Genomic DNA, 16837 nt, shown 5'->3' on the forward strand with positions numbered 1-16837 from the left:
GCGGGCCCGCCGGCCGTCAGGGAGCGGCCTCCACGTGAGCACCTTCGACCTGAGCAGCGGCCCCGACAACCGGTCCGGCGACCAACGGCCCACCGGTGTCCCCGCCGACCGCGCCTCCTCCCGGCGCCGGGGCAACACCACCATCTCCCCGCAGGGCACGCCCAACCGGCGCAACACCGAGCTGGCCATGCTGGCCTTCGCGGTGGTGCTGCCGGTCCTCGCGTACGCCAACGTGGGCCTCGCCATGGACGGCACGCTGCCGGCCGGCATGCTCGGCTACGGCCTCGGCATGGGGGCGCTCGCCCTGGTCGCCCACCTGCTGATGCGCCGCTTCGCGCCGTACGCGGACCCGCTGATGCTGCCGATCGCCACCCTGCTCAACGGGCTCGGCGTGGTCATGATCTGGCGGCTCGACAAGGCCGGGAAGCTGCTGCACAGCAACTACCCGGCGGCCGCCAACCAGCTGATGTGGTCGGCCCTCGGGGTCGCGTTCTTCATCGTGGTGATGGTCTTCCTGAAGGACCACCGGGTCCTCCAGCGCTACACCTACATCTCGATGGCGGCGGCCCTGGTGCTGCTCGCCGCACCGGCCTTCTTCCCGGAGCGCAAGGAGGACCTGGGCGCCAAGATCTGGATCCGGATGGGCGCCTTCTCGATCCAGCCCGGTGAGTTCGCCAAGATCATCCTGACCGTCTTCTTCGCCGGTTACCTGATGGTGAAGCGCGACGCCCTGGCCCTGGCCAGCCGCCGCTTCATGGGCCTCTACCTGCCGCGCGGCCGCGACCTCGGTCCGATCATCGTGATCTGGCTGCTCAGCCTGCTGATCCTGATCTTCGAGAACGACCTCGGCTCGTCCTTCCTGTACTTCGGCCTCTTCGTGGTGATGCTGTACGTCGCCACCGAGCGCACCAGCTGGATCGTCTTCGGCCTGCTGATGTCGGTGGGCGGCGCCGTCGCGGTCGCCTCCACCGCCAGCCACGTCAAGGTCCGGATCAACGCCTGGCTCGACCCGATGGCCGCCTTCGCACCGAAACCGCCGCTGGGCGCGACCGAGCAGATCGGCCAGTCGCTGATGGCGCTGGGCTCCGGCGGGGTGACCGGCTCCGGCCTCGGCCAGGGGCGCTCCTGGCTGATCGACTTCGCCGCCAAGAGCGACTTCATCCTCGGCTCCTTCGGCGAGGAGCTGGGCCTCACCGGCCTGATGGCGATCTTCATGCTCTACGCCCTGCTGATCCAGCGCGGCCTGCGCACCGCCGTCGCCGCCCGCGACCCGTTCGGCAAGCTGTTCGCCGTCGGCCTCTCCTCGGCGATGGCGCTCCAGGTCTTCGTGGTGGCCGGCGGCGTCACCGGCCTGATCCCGCTGACCGGTATGACCATGCCGTTCCTCGCCCAGGGCGGGTCCTCGGTGGTCGCCAACTGGGCCCTGGTCGCGATCCTGCTGAAGATCAGCGACAGTGCCCGCCGCCCCGGGGCGGAACCCGCCCCCGCCGCCGAGAACCAGGGGGGACAAGCCTCGTGAACAAGCCGATCCGCCGGGTCTCGATCTTCTGCCTCGTCCTGATCCTGGCCCTGATGGTGCGCACCAACTGGGTGCAGGGCGTCCAGGGCGAGGCCTGGGCCAACAACAAGAACAACAAGCGCCAGGTGTACGACCGGTACGCCCACCCGCGCGGCAACATCATCGTCGGCGGCCAGCCGGTCACCCAGTCCGACTTCGTGAACGGCCTGCGCTACAAGTACAAGCGCTCCTGGGTCGACGGCCCGATGTACGCGCCGGTCACCGGGTACTCCTCGCAGTCCTTCGGCAGCAGCCAGCTGGAGCAGCTGGAGGACGGCATCCTCTCCGGCAGCGACGACCGGCTGTTCTTCCGCAACACCCTGGACATGCTGACCGGGGAGCCGAAGAAGGGCGGCGACGTGGTCACCACGATCAACGCCAAGGCCCAGAAGGCCGCGTGGGACGGCCTCGGCAACAAGAAGGGCGCGGCGGTCGCGATCGACCCGCGCACCGGAGCGATCCTCGCGCTGGTCTCCACCCCGTCCTACGACCCCGGCACCTTCGCCGGCGGAGACTCGACCGACTCCAAGGCCTGGACGGACCTCAACGCGGACCCGAACAAGCCGATGCTCAACCGCGCGCTGCGCGAGACGTACCCGCCCGGCTCGACCTTCAAGCTGGTCACCGCGACCGCCGCGTTCGAGAACGGCCTGTACCAGAACATCGACGACGCCACCTCGACGCCCGAGCCGTACATCCTGCCGAACACCACGACGCAGCTGAAGAACGAGAGCCCCAACGAGCGCTGCGAGAACGCCACGCTCAAGTCCGGCATGGACCAGTCCTGCAACACGGTCTACGGCAAGATCGGCGTCGACCTGGGCAAGGACAAGCTGCGGGCGCAGGCCGAGAAGTTCGGCTTCAACAGCGCCGTGGACACCCCGGTCCGCTCCGAGAAGAGCGTCTACCCGAGCAACTCCAGCCCGGACGGCACCGCGATGGACGCGATCGGCCAGCACGACACCCGGGCCACCCCGCTGCAGATGGCCATGGTCGCGGCCGCCATCGCCAACAACGGCTCGCTGATGCAGCCGTACCTGGTCGACCAGGAGCGCTCCGCCTCGCTGACCACCGTCTCCAAGCACACCGAGAAGCAGTTCTCCCAGCCGATGAGCCCGGCCACCTCGGCGAAGCTGCAGGAGATGATGGTCTCGGTGGTCGAGAACGGCACCGGCAAGAACGCCAGGATCCCGGGTCTGACGGTCGGCGGCAAGACCGGTACCGCGCAGCACGGCGAGGACAACGCCGGACTGCCCTTCGCCTGGTTCACCTCCTGGGCCAAGACCTCCGACGGCCAGTCGGTCGCGGTGGCGGTCGTGGTCGAGGACGGCTCCAACAACCGTGACGGCATCAGCGGCGGCCGGCTGGCCGCGCCCATCGCCAAGGCGGTGATGCAGGCCGCGCTCGGCAAGTAGGAGCCCGGCCGTGTCGAGTGAGTGGAATGTCACGATCGGCACCCCCGTCCGGATACCGGTCTGGTATCGGCCTGCGGTCGACTCGGGTCCGACGTGGTGCGACCGGTAGCGTATCCGCAGCAGCGGGTGTACCCGTTGCCGCCCGCGAGGCGCCTCACGACCCGGTTCGCAGAACCATCCGGGGCCCGGACGGCGTCACTCAGAGCGTGCGGGGACACCTACGTCACAACCTCACCGGCGGGTGAGGGAGAGGGTCGGAACTATGGAAGAGCCTCGTCGCCTAGGCGGCAGGTACGAGCTCGGCGGCGTCCTCGGACGCGGCGGCATGGCCGAGGTGTACCTCGCCCATGACACCCGGCTCGGCCGTTCCGTCGCAGTGAAGACGCTCCGGGCCGACATGGCCCGGGATCCGTCGTTCCAGGCCCGCTTCCGCCGTGAGGCACAGTCCGCGGCGTCACTGAACCACCCCGCCATCGTCGCCGTGTACGACACCGGCGAGGACTACATCGACGGCATCTCCATCCCGTACATCGTGATGGAGTACGTCGAGGGGTCCACCCTGCGCGAGCTGCTGCACTCCGGCCGCCGGCTGCTGCCGGAGCGCTCGCTGGAGATGACCATCGGCATCCTCCAGGCCCTGGAGTACTCGCACCGGGCCGGCATCGTGCACCGCGACATCAAGCCCGCGAACGTGATGCTGACCCGGCAGGGCAACGTCAAGGTCATGGACTTCGGCATCGCCCGCGCGATGGGCGACGCCGGGATGACCATGACGCAGACCTCCGCCGTCATCGGCACCGCCCAGTACCTCTCGCCGGAGCAGGCCAAGGGTGAGCAGGTCGACGCCCGCTCCGACCTCTACTCCACCGGCTGCCTGCTGTACGAGCTGCTGACCGTCCGGCCGCCGTTCGTCGGCGACTCCCCGGTCGCGGTGGCCTACCAGCACGTCCGGGAGGAGGCGCAGCCGCCGTCCGTCTTCGACCCCGAGGTGCGGCCCGAGGTCGACGCGATCGTGCTGAAGGCGCTCGCCAAGGACCGCGACTACCGCTACCAGAGCGCCGACGAGATGCGCGACGACATCGAGCGCTTCCTCGACGGCCTTCCGGTGGCCGCCGCCCAGCAGGCCGCCGCGTACGGCATGGGCGGCGCCGGGTACGGCTACGACCAGAACGGCTACCCGCAGCACGACCCGTACGGCCAGACCAACATGCTGCCGCAGCAGCCCGGCGGCGGGCCGACCACCGTGCTGCCGCAGGCCTCCGCCCAGCCCGGCTACGGCCAGCAGGCCGGCTACCCGGACAACGGCTACGGCCAGACCTACGCGGGTGCCCAGGGCGGCGGCGGCAACGACGGCTACGACGACGGCTACGGCCGCGGCGGCGGCCGGCGCGGCGAGGAGCCGCCGAAGAAGAGCAACACCTCCTGGATCGTGCTGGCCGTCGCGGCCGTGCTGGTCCTGGTCGGCACCTTCTTCGTGGCCCAAGCGATGTTCAGCGGCAACAAGGACTCCGGCAAGAAGGACGCGCCCAAGGTCACCGCGCCCAGCCTGGTCGGCAAGAGCCTCGCCGAGGCCAAGAGCCTGGCCGCCGCGGCCGGTCCCAAGCTGGTGGTGACCGAGGGCGAGAAGATCGCCTGCCCGGACACCAACATCAAGAAGGACCAGGTCTGCACCCAGAACCCGGCTGCCGCCAGCCCGGTCGCCGAGACCGCCACCATCACGGTGCAGCTCTCCTCCGGCCCGGCCAAGGCGAGCGTGCCGAACGTGGTGGGCAAGACCAAGGAAGCCGCGACGAAGCTGCTCACCGACGCGGGCTTCACCAACGTCGTCCCCGAGTACAAGGACGACGACAACGCCCCGGTGGAGCAGGTCACCGCCCAGGACCCGGCGGGCGGCGCCCCCGGCGACCCGACGGCCACGGTCAAGCTGACCATCTCCCAGGGCAAGGCCAAGGTGCCCGTCCCCGGTGTGGTCGGCCAGCAGAAGGAGGCCGCGCAGGCCGCGCTGGAGGCCGCCGGGTTCCAGGTCGACGCCTCGAAGACCTCGGCGACCACCGACCCGACCAAGGTCAACACCGTCGCCTCGCAGTCGCTCCCGCCGAACAGCAAGGCCCCGGCCAACTCGAAGGTCGTCCTGACCATCTTCAAGGCGCCGGACAAGGTGCAGGTGCCGCCGCTGCAGAACGTCCAGCTGAAGGACGCCATCAAGCAGCTGCAGGCGCTCGGCCTGGGCTACACCGTCATGGTGGGCCCGCAGGACCCGAACGCGCTGGTGATGTCCTCGATGCCGGGCGCCGGTACCCAGGTCGACCCGAGCACCTCGGTCAGCCTGATCACCAGGGCGGCCGAGCCGACCAAAGGGCCCGACACACCCACCAACCCCTCGCCCTCCAACACCAAAGGGGGGGACCACCCCTAACCCGTGGTTCCCCTGGTTCTGAGCTGAACCCGAGGGGCCCGTCGCAGCCGGTGCAGGCCGGTGCGGCGGGCCCCTCGGGCGTTCTCCGCGGCCTTCTGCGGCTTTTCCCCGTCCCGGCCCCCTTGCGGGCCGCGAGGACCGCTCCACGGCCGCTCAGGGCGCCCTCCCGGGCCTCCCGGGCCCCAGTCGGGAGACTGCGGGAGCTCAGCCGTGCCGCAGCTCGGGCGGCAAGGTCCGCTGGGCGTCCACCGGGTCGGCCCGGACGAGGCTTCCCCAGACCGCCATCCGGTAGCGCGAGGTGTAGACCGGCGTACAGGTCGTCAGGGTGATGTAGCGGCCGGGAGCCTGGTAGCCGGAGCCCTTCGGGACGGGCGCGACGATGCCGGTGTCGTACTTGGAGGTCTCCGGGAGGGTGCTGTCGACCCGGTAGACGTACCAGGTGTCCTTGGTCTCGACCACGACCGCGTCGCCCTTGTGGACGGCGTCGAGGTCGTGGAACTTCGCCCCGTGGCCGTCCCGGTGGGCGGCCAGCGCGAAGTTGCCGCTCGCGTCCCAGGGCATCGCGGCGCGGTACGGCTGCTCGTACACCCCGGCGACGCCCTCGGCCAGGGTGGCGGTGTCGGTGCCCATCCGGATCAGCACCTGGAAGTCCCTGCCCATCGCCGGGACGTGCAGGAAGCCGACGGCCTCACCGGTCGCGAGCGGCGGCGGCACGGCGGTGGGCGACACGGGCACGGGCGACCCGGGGGCGGGCACGGGGACGGGGACGGGCACCGGAACGACCGGAGGGGTGGCGGGGCCGGCCGCCCAGGCGTCGCGCAGCCGGTCCGCGGCCTGCGAGGCGGACCGGTCCGCCAGGACGTCCGTCCACCAGAGCGAGTAGGCGACGAACAGCCCGAGCAGCAGGCCCAGGGTGATCAGCAGTTCCCCGAAGAGGCCGAGCGCGGCCAGTGCCCGGCCCCGCCGGCGGCGGGCGGGCGGGAGCGGCGGGAAGGCCTCCTCCGCCGTCTCGCCGGTCTGCGCACCGCTCACCTGGGTCACCTGTTCTCCCCGTCTGCCTGGACGCCCCTACCGGGACGCCGCCGCCCGGACGCCCTGCGGCGGCCGCCGCCCCGGTCGCCGGGCCCTGTCCGGTCGATCTTGCCGGATCGACCGGACCTAGTGCCGCGTCAGGCAACCTTCGCCCCGTCGCGACGCCCGGCACGCACTCTCGCCGCACCGGCCGAAAGCCCAAGTACGTCCAGTACGAGGACTTCCGGCCGGCACGCCGATAGCACGCACCGGACGCCGCTCCTTGACGGGCAAAAGTTGCCTGACGCGGCACTAGCCGACCGTGAGACCGGGCGGCTTGCCCTGGCTGCGCGGCCGTTCCTCGGTCATCTTGCCAAAGAGGATCAACCGGGCCTTGGAGCTGAACTCCGGAGTGCAGGTGGTCAGGGTGATGTACCGGCCGGCCTGGTTGTACCCCGAACCGTTGGGGACGGGCTTGATCACGCTGACGTTCGAGGGCGGGGTCTCCGGGATCCCGCCGGTGATCTCGTAGGTGTAGTAGGCGGTCGCCGTCTCCACCACGATCTTGTCGCCCTTGGTGAGCTGGTTGATGTGCCGGAACGGCTCGCCGTGGGTGTTGCGGTGCGCGGCCAGCGCGAAGTTGCCCGCCTTGTCGGCCGGCATCCCGGTGCCGCTGTAGTGGCCCACCAGCCCCTTGTCGAGCACCGCCGGCTTGGAGGTGCCCTCGGCGATCGGGAACTTCAGACCGAGCTTCGGCATGTGGATGATCGCGAAGCCCTTGCCCGGCTCGAACACCTCCGGCTTGGGCGGCCCCGGCGCGGGTGCGCCGGGCGCGGCGGCGGGCGCCGGCTGGGCCGCGTCGAACTGGTGCTCAAGCTGGTTGCGGGCGCCGTCGGCGGCGGCGTCGGCCTGCACGTTCGTCCACCAGAGCTGGTACGAGACGAACAGCAGCATCACCAGGCCCAGCGTTATGCACAGCTCGCCGACCATCCGGGCGGCCACCACGAACACCGACTCCTTGGCCCGGACCGGGGCCCCGGCCGCGGCCCGGCCGCCCGCCCGTCGGCGCCCGTTGCCGGAGCGCACCGCCATCCGCCCCTGCGCGGCGCGCCGGCGCTCGGCCCGGCCGCCGGTCGGCGCCGCGTCCTCGTGCAGCTGTGGGAGGCGCAGCTGGAGGGTCTGGTCGGCCAGCCAGGGGTACTCGGGCGGCTGCGGGTCGGCCGGCCCGGGCGGCGCGACCGGGTCGTAGACGCCCCAGCCGTCCTCGGCCGTGCCGCTCTCCCCGGAGTGGCCCGGCTGTCCCGGGTACGGCTGGTAGTGCTGTGTGCCGTACTGCTGCCCGTACTGCTCGGCGGGCTGCCCGCCCGGGCCGTACGGCTCGCCCCCGTGCTGGTCCGCCCCAGGCTGGTAACGCCCCTCCGGACGCACCGCGGTCACGCGCTCAGCCCCGACCGATCACCGGGGCGAGCCCCGCCGAACGGCCCACCGCGTGCGGGTCGCCGCACTCGGCCAGCCAGTTGGCGAGCATCCGGTGCCCGCCCTCGGTGAGCACCGACTCCGGGTGGAACTGCACGCCCTCCACCAGCAGCTCCCGGTGGCGCAGGCCCATGATCACGCCGCTCTCGGTGCGGGCGGTGACGACCAGCTCCGACGGCACGGTGGCCGGCTCGACCGCCAGCGAGTGGTACCTGGTCGCGGTGAGCGGCGAGGGCAGGCCCTCGAACACCCCGCCGTCCTCGTGCTCGACCAGCGAGGTCTTGCCGTGCAGCAGCTCCGGCGCGCGGCCGACCACCGCGCCGTACGCCACCGCGATCGACTGCAGGCCGAGGCAGACGCCGAACACCGGCAGTCCGATCCGCGCGCAGTGGTGCACCATCTCGATGCAGACCCCGGCCTCCTCCGGCGCCCCCGGCCCGGGCGACAGCAGCACCCCGTCGAACCCGGCCCCGCCGTCGCGGCGCACCGCGTGATCGACCGTCACCTCGTCGTTGCGCACCACCTCGCAGGTGGCGCCGAGCTGGTAGAGGTACTGGACCAGGTTGAAGACGAAGCTGTCGTAGTTGTCGACGACCAGGATGCGGGGCGGCGAGGTCAGCTGGGTGGTCATTCGGACGCTATCTCCGTGGGATGCGGGGACGGGGAGGAGGAGCAGGGCCGCCGGGTCAGCCGACGGCGCCGTCACCGCCGTCCACTGTGACGTCGCCGAAGGGCAGCAGCGGTTCCGCCCACGGGAAGACGTAGGTGAACAGGAGGTAGACCACCCCCAGGACGAGGAGCAGCGAGATGACGGCCCGGACCAGGGAGTTCCCCGGAAGGTGGCGCCAGATCCAGCCGTACATGGTGCTCCCTCGACGTAACGGACTGGGGTCAAGAGTAGACCCGCGATCCGGGCCCGGGCGGCGGGCCGCCGTCACTGCCCGCCGGCCGAGCGCAGGTCCGCCGTGCCGGAGTAGCCGGGCACCGTCAGCTCGCCGCTCTCCTGGACCTTCCAGCCCAGCCCGTACGCCTGCACGTACTTGAGGTAGGTGCGGATCGTCGGGTCGCCGTCCACCGCCGCCCGCAGCGCGTCCGTCCGGCCGACCGCCTTGACCACGTAGGGCGGCGAGTAGACCCGGCCCTGCAGCAGCAGGGTGTTGCCGACGCAGCGGACGGCGCTGGTGGAGATCAGCCGCTGGTCCATCACCTGGACGCCCTCGGCGCCGCCCCGCCAGAGCGCGTTGACCACCGCCTGGATGTCCTGCTGGTGGATGACCAGGTCGTTCACGCCCGGCTCGGGCACCCCGGGGATGCGCGCGGTCGCGTTCGGCGGGGCGTCGTTCAGGGTGACGGTCAGACCGGGCCCCTGCAGCGGCTCCAGCGCGGCGGCCTGCTGGAGGGCGTCGAGCCGGGCGGCGTCCGCCGGGCTCTGGCCCTGCTGCTCGGTGAGCTGCTGGGAGCGGGTCTGCAGGTCGGCGAGCTGTGCCTGGGCCTGCTGGTTCTGCGAGCTGCGCTGGCGTATCACGTCGCCGAGGCTCAGCAGGGAGTTGTCGGTGCGCAGATCGGTGCCGCGGGCGGTCTGCGCGCTGATGTAGAAGAGCAGCCCGGCGAGCGCGAAGACGGCGCAGGTCAGGGCACGGCCGACAATTCGGGTGCCGGAGGCACGGGTGCGGGCGGGCTGAGGGGGAATCGACAAATTAGGCACCGTACCCTTATCTACTTCAGACCCGCCGAGCCACTACGCTAACGGACGCCGGTGGCATGCGTGGGATCGGTCCCCATTGCTTTCCGGCACAGCCATCAATACTGCCGCCTCACCCCCCGCTGCACCCTGCGCGGTCTCACAGCGCATCGACAGGAGAGCTCCTCGTGCCGAAGTCTCGACTCCGCAAGAAGTCCGACTACACCCCGCCGACGACGGCTGTGGTGAAGATCAGCTCGGGCCGCGGCTGGGTCGCACCCCTGATGCTGGCGCTGTTCCTGGTCGGCCTGGTGTGGATCGTCACCTACTACGTGACCAGTGGCAGCTGGCCGGTCGAGAGCTGGCGGAACTGGAACATCCTGGTGGGCTTCGGCTTCATCGCCGCGGGGTTCGGCGTCTCCACCCAGTGGAAGTAGCGCCGGGCGCCGTCGGCCCCGAGCGCACCGTGCCGTCGAGCACGCCGAGCACGCCGAGCGCCTGAGCGCACCGGATTCCCGAGCGCGTCCGCACCGCCCCGGCCCGACCGCCGGGGCGGTGCACCATGCTGTCCGCGGCCGGGTCACGCGGCGGTGAAACCGTGGACCGCTGGCAGTCGGATCGTCCGCTCATCCCGTTATCGCGTTTATCCACATGGTTATCCACACTGGGGAAAAGTCCCCACAGCCTGTGGATAACTTGCGGCGGACACGCTTTCCACACGCCCGCACGCGCTCCCCCGAATGCCGAATACGCACAGCAGGACACGCGTAGAACAATCGTCCACACCGGGTCGGACACACCGGCTGTGCACAACTCCCCACCCGCTGTGGACAAACGCCCGGTCGCGTCACCCGCCGTAGCGGGCCGTTCCGACCAGCACCATCACCAGCACCACGGCCAGCATCCCGGCCAGGGTCAGCCCCTGGACGGCCTTCCGGTGCTCGCGCGGGGCGTACATCAGCCCGATCGCGGTCAGCGTCCCGGCGACCAGGCCGCCCATGTGCGCGCGCCAGTCGATCCCGGGCACCGAGAACGTGACGATCAGGTTGAACACCAGCAGCGCGGCCACCGGGCCGAGCGGGGTCCTGGTCCGCCGGTACATCACGGCGGTGGCACCGAAGACCCCGAACACGGCCCCGGAGGCCCCCAGCGAGTTCATGAAGCCGCCGGCCACCAGGAAGGCGAAGGCGCTGCCGGCCAGGCCGGAGAGCAGGTAGAGCGCGAGGTAGCGCAGCCGCCCGAGGGCCGCCTCCAGCGGCGGGCCCATCACCCAGAGCACCACCATGTTGGTGGCGACGTGCCACGGCGCGGTGTGCAGGAAGGCCGCGGTCAGCAGCCGGTACCACTGGTCGGGACCGGCCGCGACACCGTACGGGAAGCCGGTGATCTGCGGGCCGACGCTGAACAGCGAGAGGTCCTCGGCCAGCCACGGGGTGAGCACGTAGGCGGCCAGGACGAAGACCACCAGGTTGATCCCGACCAGGATCCTGGTGACCAGCCCGCCGTCGGCGGTCAGCTGCCCGCCGAAGCGGGTGGTCGCCCGCCGCACCTCGCGGTGGCCGCCGCTGACGCACTCCGGGCAGTGGAAGCCCACCGAGGCGCTCACCATGCACTGCGGGCAGATCGGCCGTCCGCACCGGCTGCAGCCGATGCCGGTCTCCTGGTCCGGGTGCCGGTAGCAGCCGGGCAGCCCGGAGCCGCCGTCGGCCCGCGGCGGGCGGTCGGCCGGAGGCCTGGGCTCGTCCGGGAGCATCAGCGGGTCCCCTTCTCGTAAACGCGATCCCGGCGGCGCCCCACCGAACGGGGTACCACCGGGATCGTCAGCGTACTGCGACCGGATCAGGCGCGGGTGATCTCCACCGACTCGATCCTGATCTCGTCCACCGGGCGGTCCTGGCGGCCGGTCGGGGCCGCCGCGATGGCGTCCACGACCTTGCGGCCGGCCTCGTCGGCGACCTCGCCGAAGATGCTGTGCTTGCGGTTCAGCCAGTCGGTCGGCACCACGGTGACGAAGAACTGCGAGCCGTTGGTGCCCGGGCCCGAGTTGGCCATCGCCAGCAGGTACGGACGGTTGAACGTGAGCTCCGGGTGGAACTCGTCGGCGAACTTGTAGCCCGGGCCGCCGACACCGACGCCCAGCGGGTCGCCGCCCTGGATCATGAAGCCGGAGATCACGCGGTGGAAGATCGTGCCGTCGTAGAGCGGGCTCTTCGAGACGGCGCCGGTGCCCGGGTGGGTCCACTCCTTGCTGCCCTCGGCGAGCTCCACGAAGTTGGCCACCGTCTTCGGGGCGTGGTTCGGGAACAGCTTGATCTTGATGTCGCCCTTGTTGGTCTTGAGGGTGGCGAACAGTTCCTCGGCCACTGGACTGCCTTCCTGTCTACGTCAGTAACACCAGGAATCATCCCACGCCCCCTGTGGCCCACCCCGGTCACCGTCCTCCCCGCCGGGCCTCCCGGCTACCGCGCGTGGCCCACTCCGGAGTGCCGGTGGGCAAATCAGGATGCATGATCAGCATTCAGGTGGATATGTGCATAAAGGACGCCCACCGAGGAGGAGAGACTCGTGACCCGTTTGGACTCAGCTCGTGAGACGGCCGGAAAGACCCGGGACACCCTCGCGCCCTACGCCGCCACCGCCAAGGACACCGCGGTGCACCTCGCGGACGGCGCGAAGCAACGGCTGGGCCCCGCCCTGGAGTCGATCGGGCCGAAGACCGCCCAGGCCGCCCACGGCGTGCGCGTCCAGTACGACCGGCGCATCGCCCCACAGCTCGGTCACGCCTTCGCCAGCCTGCCGCCCGACGCCCAGGAACACGCCCTCAAGGCCCTGCACCGCACCCAGGAGGCCGCCCTGGCCGCCCGCCACTCCGCGGCCCGCGCCGCCGACCAGGCGCGGTCCACCGTCGGCCCGCGGGTCACCTATGTGGTCGACGGGGCCCGCTCCACCGTCGTCCCCGTCGCCCAGGAGGCCCAGACCCGCGGCGCGGCCGCGCTGACCGCCCTGCACGGCCACGTCACCTCCGCGGAGATCGGCGACCTCCGCGCCAGGAACATCAGGAAGGAGCAGCGCAGCGGCTGGGCCACCGGCCTCGCCGTCGCGGGCGCCCTCGCGATCGGCAGCGGCATCCTGATCTGGCACTGGTGGCGCCACCAGGGCGACCCCGAGTGGCTGGTCGAGCCGTCGTCCGCCCAGGACACCGGGAACGACCCGCAGGACGGCCCCGCGAGCACCACGACCACCCGGCCCGGCGGCGCGCACGCCGCGAGCGCCGGCACCGCCGCCGACGCCCCGGTGAACGGCTCGGCAGCCGCCTCGGCCCAGGCCGGCGCCCCCGAGCCGGCCCCCGGCAAGCCCGGCTCCGACGACGAGCGCCCCAAGCCGCACGACCCGCGCAAGCCGCACTGACCGGCCCGGGCCGGCCGCACCGGGCCGCGCGGACACCCGCACAGCAACGCGGCCGCACAGCAGAACGGCCGCCGACCCCGGATCCGGGGTCGGCGGCCGAACGGCGTGAAACTGTGGAGCTTAGGAGACTCGAACTCCTGACATCTGCCTTGCAAAGGCAGCGCTCTACCAACTGAGCTAAAGCCCCTCGACGGCACGGCGCGTACCGACGGGAACTAGCGTACCGGGTCCCGGCGGGAATCCCACGCGGTATCCCGCACCGCCTGACCGACCGGCGCGTGAAGCGCCGGCCGACCCGGTCACAGGACCGGGCCGACCGGCCCGGGAGGCACCCTGCGGCGCCTCCGAAGATCGTCGATCGTCAGATCGTCCGGGGCCTCAGCGACCGGCCGGGACCGGGTCGGTGGCCTCGGTCCACAGGTCCTGCTCGGCGCGGTCCGCCTGGACCTGACGGTAGACAAAGAAGCCGCCGAGGGCGACCAGGGCGACCAGGAGAAGCTTCTTCACCGCGGGACCTCGTCCTTCTTGCGTTTCGGACTCAACAGCCGTGCTCCGACCGGAATGGCCGGGCCGACGAGTCCATGAGTTGTTTCGAGCACGAACGGGCTGTCGGGTGCCAGACTGCCCTTGCGGCCGATGATACACACCGGTGTCCCAATCGTGACCAGCCGCCGCTGCCTCCAACCGACCGGTCCGGCCGGAGGATTGACGCCATACCTCCTGTCGTACGGTCGGTCCGCCGCCGACCGCTCACGGCCGCGTCGGCGGCACCACCACGGCCGTACCGGCCGACAGGTCCACCCTGGTCCGCGGCGGCGCCCCCTCGCCCTCCTCGTCGCGCAGCATCAGCGTGCTGCGCCGCTCGTCCAGCTCGTGCTGCTTGCCCGCCGCGAACTGCGCGTGCAGCTGCTCGAACCCGGTCGACGAGATCTGCCCCTCCCGGCCCGTCCCCCGCCAGGGCACCCAGCGCGACCGCCGGGCCCGCACCGCCAGCTGGTCGACGAAGGCCAGCGCCACCAGCGCGCAGACCAACCCGGGAATGCTCATGGCCCAGAACAGCGCCATACCGCCACCACCTCTCCACAGGCCCTACCCGTACAACCCCGGGGCCCGGCGCACAGTTCCGGCGGCGGCCGGGAAAACGCCGAAGGGCCCGGAGTGAGATCACTCCGGGCCCTTCGCGGTGGTGGGCCTAACAGGACTTGAACCTGTGGCCTCTTCCTTATCAGGGAAGCGCTCTAACCGTCTGAGCTATAGGCCCTTGCCGCACTGAAAGATTAGCGGACCGACGGCCGATCTCCCAAATCCGGGTCCGCGGGGGTCGCGGCGACCGGCCGGGGACGGCCGGGGGAGGCGTGCTGGTGGGGGGCGGCGGCCGGGCGCAGCAGCCATTCCTCGCGGGTGGCGGGGAGGTGCGCGGCGCCCTCGGGACCGGTGCGCACGGCGAGGATCTGGTTGACCCCGATCCGGTTCTCCTCGAAGGCGAGCGCGCAGGCCGCCATGTACAGCCGCCAGACCCGGGCCCGGCCACGGCCCACCAGGCGGACCGCCTGCGTCCAGTGCGCCTCCAGGTTGGCCACCCACTCGCGCAGGGTCAGCCCGTAGTGCTCGCGCAGCGACTCCACGTCGCGGACCTCGAAGCCCGCCTCCTCCAGCCGGGCCACCGTGGAACCGACCGGGGACAGCTCGCCGTCCGGGAAGACGTAGCGGTCGATGAACGGGCTGGGGCGGTACGGCTCGCCCCGGCGGTCGGGCCGGCGGGCGATCTGGTGGTTGAGCAGCCGGCCGCCGGGCGCCAGCAGGCCGTACAGCCCCTCGGCGTAGACCAGGTACTGCGCGGAGCCGACGTGCTCGGCCATGCCGACGCTGGAGATCGCGTCGAACGGGCCGTCCGGGATCTCCCGGTAGTCCTGCAGCCGGACCTCGACCCGGTCCGCCAGGCCGGCCTCGGCGATCCGCCGGCGGGCCAGCTCGACCTGCTCGGCCGAGATCGAGACGCCGACCGCCGTGACGCCGTAGTGCCGCGCCGCGTGCAGCAGCAGCGAGCCCCAGCCGCAGCCGACGTCCAGCAGCCGCATCCCGGGCCGCAGGCCCAGCTTGCGGCAGATCAGGTCCAGCTTGGCCTCCTGGGCCGCCTCCAGGCTCTTGGCGGCGGGCTCCCAGTACGCGCACGAGTAGACCATCGACGAGCCCAGCACGAGGCCGTAGAAGTCGTTCCCGACGTCGTAGTGGTGGCTGATGGCCGCACGGTCCCGGCTGCGGCTGTGCAGCCGCCCGGTGACCGCCCCGGCCTCCTCCGGCGGCGGGGCCGGCTGCGGGCCCAGCGCACCGGCCCGCAGCAGGGCGCCCACCACCCGCCGGCCCCTGGCCCCGAGGACGTCGGAAGGGCCCAGCTCCAGCAACCGGATCTCGGGGAGCTCGACGAAGTGCGCGACGGCCGTCAGCACCTCGTAGAGGTCGGTGCCCGGGGCCACCTCCAGGTCCCCGGACACGTAGGCGCGGGCCAGGCCCAGCTCCCCCGGCTGCCAGAGCAGGCGGCGCAGCGCCCGGCGGTTGCGCAGCACCACGGTGGGGGCGCCCGGCGGCCCGGCGGCACTGCCGTCCCAGGCCTGCACCCGCAGGGGCACCTGGACCCCCAGGAGCCCCTCCAGGGCCTCGACGAGTTGCCTTGCGAGCTGAGCCATCGCGCGCCTCCGTCCAGCCGTACCTGCACAGCCGTACCAGCCCCGGCCGGTCGGACCGGGGGGCGGCCTGCGGCACTCGGAAACTCGGAACGAGCGGCACCCAGCTAATCCCACCGCGAGTGGCGCCGATCCGGGCGGCACGCCGCGGGGGCTGGCTGTCACCCGAATGCCAACGGGCCCCGCAGGCTGCAACAGCCTGCGGGGCCCGCTCATTCCGCCTGCGGACGAAAACCTGACCGGGGGTCAGGGAGCCGTCGGCGCAGCCGGATCAGTCCTCTTCGGCGAGGGTCAGCTCGATGCCGCCGGTGAAACCGGCCGCGGCGTTGTAGATGAACGCCGACAGCGTGGACAGCGCGGTCAGCAGCACGACGTCCACCACCGCGATCAGCGAGGTGAAGGTCATCACCTTGCCGAAGCCGACGTAGTCCATCAGGTTCAGGCCGCCGCTGGCGTCCGAGCCGGTGACGTCCTTCAGGGTCTTGGTCAGCGAGTCGAACACGCCGAGCGAGTCCAGCGTCATCCACAGCACGGCGGCCGCCACGATGATGATGATCCCGACCGCCAGCGACAGCAGGAAGCTGACCTTCATCACCGACCACGGGTCGGCCTTGGTCACCCGCAGCCGCGCCTTGCGGGTCCGGCCCAGGCCCGGCCCTGCGGCCGGCGCGGCGGCGGGGCGGCGGGCCGCACCCGGCACCGGCGTGCCGCCGGGCGGGGTGTTGCCGCTCACCCTGGTCCCCCGCGGCGGCGTCGGCTGCCCCTTGGCGTACGTGGTCGGCTGGGAGAACCCACCCGGACCGCCCGCCGGCGCACCCGGCGGCGGCGGGGGCGTCGGCTGGCCGCCGTAGGTCGCCCCGCCGCCCTGGCCCGCCGCACCGACCGGTGGCATCAGCGAGGTGGACGCGGCCGGGTGCTCGGCCGGCGGCTGCGGCACCCCGTAGCCCCCGCCGCCCTGTGCTGCGCCCGGACGGCCGCCGGTGGCTCCTCCCGCAGCACCCGTGGCTCCACTCACCTGGTCCTCCCGCACTTCCCACCAGGGCGGCGGACCGCCCTGCGTCGTCACTCGTCACCCAGCGCCCGGCGGGATTGCCCGGAACTGGTCGGCGGCCGGGGGCGCCCCGGCCCGGGGGGGGGCGGGGGGCCACCGCCCAGCGCGGGGGGGGGACGCCCAGGGAGGGGAGACCCCCC

Annotated in this window: 16 protein-coding genes and 2 tRNA genes; 5 read left to right on the plus strand and 13 right to left on the minus strand. The window is 72.0% G+C overall.

Features of this window, described 5'->3' with window-relative positions; translation table 11 throughout:
- Window positions 1-142: 142 nt before the first annotated feature.
- The 3 genes from ACFVVX_RS04450 (at window position 143) to pknB (ending at window position 5389) form a co-directional block, all read left to right on the plus strand.
- Window positions 143-1519, plus strand: a complete 1377-nt coding sequence (locus ACFVVX_RS04450) for an FtsW/RodA/SpoVE family cell cycle protein (RefSeq protein WP_387941317.1) — start codon at window positions 143-145, stop codon at window positions 1517-1519.
- Window positions 1516-2973, plus strand: a complete 1458-nt coding sequence (locus ACFVVX_RS04455) for a peptidoglycan D,D-transpeptidase FtsI family protein (RefSeq protein WP_387941266.1) — start codon at window positions 1516-1518, stop codon at window positions 2971-2973. Before ACFVVX_RS04450 ends, ACFVVX_RS04455 begins: the two co-directional genes overlap by 4 nt.
- 262 nt (window positions 2974-3235) lie before the next feature.
- The gene (gene pknB / locus ACFVVX_RS04460) at window positions 3236-5389 is read left to right on the plus strand and encodes a Stk1 family PASTA domain-containing Ser/Thr kinase (protein WP_387941268.1); all 2154 of its coding nucleotides are present in this window, start codon (window positions 3236-3238) and stop codon (window positions 5387-5389) included.
- Between the two features lie 204 nt (window positions 5390-5593).
- Here the strand turns inward: pknB and ACFVVX_RS04465 are convergent, their stop codons facing one another.
- From ACFVVX_RS04465 to ACFVVX_RS04485, 5 genes are all read right to left on the minus strand, one after another.
- Window positions 5594-6421 (minus strand): class E sortase, encoded by an 828-nt coding sequence (locus ACFVVX_RS04465; RefSeq protein ID WP_387941319.1) that lies wholly within the window; start codon window positions 6419-6421, stop codon window positions 5594-5596.
- Between the two features lie 291 nt (window positions 6422-6712).
- Window positions 6713-7837, minus strand: a complete 1125-nt coding sequence (locus ACFVVX_RS04470) for a class E sortase (RefSeq protein ID WP_387941270.1) — start codon at window positions 7835-7837, stop codon at window positions 6713-6715.
- Window positions 7838-7841: 4 nt separating this feature from the next.
- Window positions 7842-8507: an aminodeoxychorismate/anthranilate synthase component II gene (locus ACFVVX_RS04475; RefSeq protein WP_387941272.1), complete on the minus strand. Its 666-nt coding sequence runs from the start codon at window positions 8505-8507 to the stop codon at window positions 7842-7844.
- Between the two features lie 55 nt (window positions 8508-8562).
- Complete coding sequence (locus tag ACFVVX_RS04480; protein WP_387941274.1) at window positions 8563-8739, minus strand: hypothetical protein; 177 nt, start codon at window positions 8737-8739, stop codon at window positions 8563-8565.
- Between the two features lie 71 nt (window positions 8740-8810).
- A complete protein-coding gene (locus tag ACFVVX_RS04485) occupies window positions 8811-9572 on the minus strand; it encodes a DUF881 domain-containing protein (protein WP_387941276.1) in 762 nt (253 codons plus the stop codon).
- A 173-nt stretch (window positions 9573-9745) separates the two neighbouring features.
- Here ACFVVX_RS04485 and crgA point away from each other — a divergent pair, with 173 nt between their 5' ends.
- Window positions 9746-9994 carry a cell division protein CrgA gene (gene crgA, locus ACFVVX_RS04490; protein ID WP_387941278.1) on the plus strand — a complete coding sequence of 83 codons (249 nt, stop codon included), beginning with the start codon at window positions 9746-9748 and terminating at the stop codon, window positions 9992-9994.
- A gap of 410 nt (window positions 9995-10404) precedes the next feature.
- Here crgA and ACFVVX_RS04495 read toward each other — a convergent pair whose 3' ends face one another.
- Entirely contained in the window at window positions 10405-11310 is a 906-nt protein-coding gene (locus tag ACFVVX_RS04495; RefSeq protein ID WP_387941280.1) for a rhomboid family intramembrane serine protease, read from the minus strand.
- Between the two features lie 86 nt (window positions 11311-11396).
- Complete coding sequence (locus ACFVVX_RS04500; RefSeq protein WP_387941282.1) at window positions 11397-11921, minus strand: peptidylprolyl isomerase; 525 nt, start codon at window positions 11919-11921, stop codon at window positions 11397-11399.
- A gap of 201 nt (window positions 11922-12122) precedes the next feature.
- Here ACFVVX_RS04500 and ACFVVX_RS04505 point away from each other — a divergent pair, with 201 nt between their 5' ends.
- Window positions 12123-12965, plus strand: coding sequence for a DUF5324 family protein (locus ACFVVX_RS04505; RefSeq protein ID WP_387941284.1), 843 nt, complete (start codon window positions 12123-12125; stop codon window positions 12963-12965).
- 114 nt (window positions 12966-13079) lie between these two features.
- Here ACFVVX_RS04505 and ACFVVX_RS04510 read toward each other — a convergent pair.
- From ACFVVX_RS04510 to ACFVVX_RS04535, 6 genes are all read right to left on the minus strand, one after another.
- Window positions 13080-13152: transfer RNA gene (locus ACFVVX_RS04510), tRNA-Ala, on the minus strand.
- A 191-nt stretch (window positions 13153-13343) separates the two neighbouring features.
- Entirely contained in the window at window positions 13344-13472 is a 129-nt protein-coding gene (locus tag ACFVVX_RS04515) for a DLW-39 family protein (RefSeq protein ID WP_014137031.1), read from the minus strand.
- 243 nt (window positions 13473-13715) lie between these two features.
- On the minus strand, window positions 13716-14030 hold the full coding sequence (locus ACFVVX_RS04520; RefSeq protein WP_387941285.1) for a DUF6191 domain-containing protein: 315 nt from the start codon (window positions 14028-14030) through the stop codon (window positions 13716-13718).
- A gap of 119 nt (window positions 14031-14149) precedes the next feature.
- Window positions 14150-14226 (minus strand) — tRNA-Ile (locus tag ACFVVX_RS04525).
- A 16-nt stretch (window positions 14227-14242) separates the two neighbouring features.
- The gene (locus ACFVVX_RS04530) at window positions 14243-15649 is read right to left on the minus strand and encodes a class I SAM-dependent methyltransferase (protein ID WP_387941287.1); all 1407 of its coding nucleotides are present in this window, start codon (window positions 15647-15649) and stop codon (window positions 14243-14245) included.
- Between the two features lie 268 nt (window positions 15650-15917).
- A complete protein-coding gene (locus ACFVVX_RS04535; RefSeq protein WP_387941289.1) occupies window positions 15918-16661 on the minus strand; it encodes a DUF3566 domain-containing protein in 744 nt (247 codons plus the stop codon).
- Between the last annotated feature and the right edge of the window lie 176 nt (window positions 16662-16837).

Origin of the sequence: Kitasatospora sp. NPDC058170 (genome assembly GCF_042883905.1) — a bacterium.
In the GTDB taxonomy this organism is placed as follows: Bacteria; Actinomycetota; Actinomycetes; order Streptomycetales; family Streptomycetaceae; genus Kitasatospora.

Coding starts and splice junctions, on each gene's coding strand:
- ACFVVX_RS04530 (WP_387941287.1), bottom strand. CDS start 15,649: ATGGCTCAGCTCGCAAGGCAACTCGTCGAGGCCCTGGAGGGGCTCCTG.
- ACFVVX_RS04520 (WP_387941285.1), bottom strand. CDS start 14,030: ATGGCGCTGTTCTGGGCCATGAGCATTCCCGGGTTGGTCTGCGCGCTG.
- ACFVVX_RS04495 (WP_387941280.1), bottom strand. CDS start 11,310: ATGCTCCCGGACGAGCCCAGGCCTCCGGCCGACCGCCCGCCGCGGGCC.
- ACFVVX_RS04475 (WP_387941272.1), bottom strand. CDS start 8,507: ATGACCACCCAGCTGACCTCGCCGCCCCGCATCCTGGTCGTCGACAAC.
- ACFVVX_RS04480 (WP_387941274.1), bottom strand. CDS start 8,739: ATGTACGGCTGGATCTGGCGCCACCTTCCGGGGAACTCCCTGGTCCGG.
- pknB (WP_387941268.1), top strand. CDS start 3,236: ATGGAAGAGCCTCGTCGCCTAGGCGGCAGGTACGAGCTCGGCGGCGTC.